Source organism: Polaromonas sp. (genome assembly GCF_013817205.1).
GTDB lineage: Bacteria > Pseudomonadota > Gammaproteobacteria > Burkholderiales > Burkholderiaceae_C > Polaromonas.
In genome coordinates this window covers 1-2939 of sequence record NZ_JACDDD010000145.1, presented here as the reverse complement: position 1 = coordinate 2939, position 2939 = coordinate 1, and the positions used below count along the sequence as shown (strand labels likewise).

General features: G+C 58.8%; 3 protein-coding genes and 2 pseudogenes. 2 read left to right on the top strand and 3 right to left on the bottom strand.

The features are described from left to right. Window positions 1–226, top strand: a pseudogene (locus tag H0W47_RS18550) (hypothetical protein); the annotation flags it as partial. Window positions 227–601: 375 nt separating this feature from the next. Beyond that, window positions 602–1003: pseudogene (locus H0W47_RS18545) on the top strand (ATP-binding protein); the annotation flags it as partial. A gap of 20 nt (window positions 1004–1023) precedes the next feature. Here the strand turns inward: H0W47_RS18545 and H0W47_RS18540 are convergent. The 3 genes from H0W47_RS18540 to H0W47_RS18530 form a co-directional block, all read right to left on the bottom strand. Continuing rightward, on the bottom strand, window positions 1024–1527 hold the full coding sequence (locus tag H0W47_RS18540; protein WP_296927081.1) for a DUF1772 domain-containing protein: 504 nt from the start codon (window positions 1525–1527) through the stop codon (window positions 1024–1026). Between the two features lie 34 nt (window positions 1528–1561). After that, entirely contained in the window at window positions 1562–2152 is a 591-nt protein-coding gene (locus H0W47_RS18535; RefSeq protein WP_296927079.1) for a Crp/Fnr family transcriptional regulator, read from the bottom strand. Between the two features lie 37 nt (window positions 2153–2189). Then, on the bottom strand, window positions 2190–2939 hold a 750-nt coding region (locus H0W47_RS18530; protein ID WP_296927077.1), incomplete at its 5' end, for a vitamin B12 dependent-methionine synthase activation domain-containing protein.

Genomic DNA, 2939 nt, shown 5'->3' with positions numbered 1-2939 from the left:
GCAAACTACTACCGGCAACTCGCCAGTCAAGCCTCCACGGTGGAGGCATGACTTAAACCAAACAGCCTCCATGAAACCCGGGGCGATTCAACCGATTGTTGTAGTTACCAATCACTATATCCCGGACATAGTCGATCACACCCGACGTCTCGGTGCTGATGGCGTTCTTAAGAAGACAGACGATCTTGAAGAGCTCTGGAAATATTGCGCCACCCTGCCTCTCTGAGGTTCTGAGAGCGTAAGCGGTTCCGCACTGCGGCCAACGCGCCAACTCCTCACGCGTGAGCGCTGGGTTGTACAAACTCAGATATTGACAGTCTTCCCTTCACAGGGCGGTCTACGACATGCGGCTTGGTCCGACGGCATCCGTACACAGATGGGGTCCACCAATTGTTCAGGTGAAATCGGTACGCTTTACGCGAGCGGAAGTTCTACGCTGAAGAACTACCGGAGGTGGTAGGCTTAGAAGCAGCTCATTAACTTTGATCAAGATGTAGCTTTAGCTCAGTAACTATGAAAGCTGGCGGAGAAGCCGTTTGCATAGTTGTTGCGTAAGTCCTTGATTTAACAAGGTACCTTGGCTCAATTACTTTGAAAACCTACACGTTACCAGGGCAAGCTCAGCGGCCCCCTCCTGGACCGCATCGACATACATGTGGAAGTCGGCGCCCTCGCGGCCGAGGAACTCGTCAATACACCGCCAGGTGAAAGCACGGCAAGCGTTCGGCAACGCGTGGTCGCCGCACGGGACCGCGCCGTGGCGCGCCAGGGCAGCAGCAACCAGTCGCTGCAGGGCAAAGCCATCGACACGCAGTGCCAGCTTGACGATGCAGCGGCGAAATTTCTGAACACAGCCGCCGCACGCCTGGGCTGGTCGGGCCGCAGCATCCACCGCTGCCTGAAAGTTGCACGCACGATTGCCGACCTGGCCGGTGCGCAAGCGGTGCAGCTCACGCATGTGGCCGAAGCCGTGCAGTACCGGCGGGCGCTCAAGGCGCACTGAAGCGCCTGCAGTGCCACCCCTCAACCGGCGCGAGGAGGGCGCCCGGGAGCCCTCAAAACCAACGCAAGCACGGACAGCACAAATGCTGTCGCGCTTGCAGCGCTTCGCCACATATTGGCCTGATTCCACGCGCCTCGCGTGTGCTCCCAGTCTGACGGCAAGGCTCCTGGGTTCCAGGACTCGGTGTAGGCATTCAAAGGCAGGTTGACCTCGCGCGTCAGAAAAATAATGCCTCCGACGTAAAGCAGCGCCGCAGCGACCAAAAGCAGACACCAGACACGGCGTTGCCAGTCGAGGGTGACCGCCAGAACACACCACAAGGGAGCCAAAAAGAAAAATACAAAAAAGAGGCTGTGACGGACGTTCCGGTTGAGCATGGACTGGACAACTGCATATGTCGCGCCATCCATTTGGAGGGTCGCGAAGTTGACGTTAAAACTGTAGGCACAAAAGAAGCCCGCCATCATGCCGAGCCAGACAACGGCCAGGACGTGGAAGAAAAGAGAGGCGGGGGTATGTCTCATCAGCGCAGTATGAGACGCCTGCCCAGTTGTTCTCTTAACGCCGGATAAGTCCCAGGCTCGCGCGCACACGGGAGAGGGAAACATCGGTCATGCCCAGCCAGGACGCAAGGTGTTTCAAGGGAATTCGTTCACACCACATCGGGTGGTTGACGAGCACCTGCTGATAGCGCTCACTCGCATCTGCTTGCAGGAATATGCGCTCGCGCCACATCTTTTCATCCAGCAGCCCCTGGAGGGCACGTAACTGAAGCGTGGTCCAGCCCGCTTCGCCCGCCATTTCTTTTTCAATCGTTGCATGACTGACGGCGTGGACACGCGTTGGCTCCAGCGCGGCTACAAAGAAAGAACTGTCCGTTTCACGCAAAGCCGGGGTGATGGGCCACAACGGCTGCTTCTCAGAAAAGAAATTCTTGTTCGACTCCACACCATTCTGGTCCAGGTAGTAGAGCCTGAGCAGACCGCTTTCCACCCACCAGAAGTCGCTCCAGCGCTCACCCGCCCGAAGCAAGATCTCACCTTTTTTGAGACAACGCAGCCGCGCGCTCGTCGCCACCCGCCGGAGCGCCGAATGCGGCGCATCAGGCATCAATGCCGTCAACCCGTCCAGTAGCAGGCGTTCACTCATGGCGCCCTGATCCATACTCAAGCGGCAGCAACAGGACCTACAGGTTGGGCGCCAGCAGGCGCTGCAGGTCTTCGGCCTTTTCGCCGCGGCGTTTGGCCAAATCCTGCAACTGGTCGTCGGCTATCTTGCCAACGTTGAAGTACACGCTTTGGGGGTGGCTCAGGTAGAAGCCGCTGACGCTGGCGGCGGGCGTCATGGCCAGGCTGCTGGTCAGGGCCATACCGATGTCGCCAGCCTGCAGCAAATCGAACATGTCTTTCTTGACGCTGTGGTCGGGACAGGCGGGGTAACCCGGCGCCGGGCGTATGCCCTGGTACTTCTCGGCAATCATGTCCTCCGGGCTCAGGGTTTCGCCGGGCGCATAACCCCATAAATCCTGGCGCACACGTTTGTGCATGGCTTCGGCAAAAGCCTCGGCAAGTCGGTCGGCCAGCGCCTTGAGCATGATGGACGAGTAGTCGTCGTTGTCGTCGTTGAAGTACTTTTCCTTTTTCTCGGCGCCCAGACCAGCGGTCACGGCAAACAAACCGATGTAGTCCTCAATCCTTGAGTCTTTTTGGCCTCCAGCCCCCGCCAGTTGAGCGCGAGCAGCTATCAAATCAGGAGCAATCACCTTGGGCGCCACGAAGTCCGACAGACAGCGGCTGGGCCGCATCACGCCGTCCAGCGCGGTTTTTTCGGTTTGCTGGCGCAGGCCGTACCAGGTCAGGGCGACTTCGCTGCGCGACTCGTCGGTGTAGATCTCGATGTCGTCACCGACGCTGTTGGCCGGGTACAGCCCGATCAC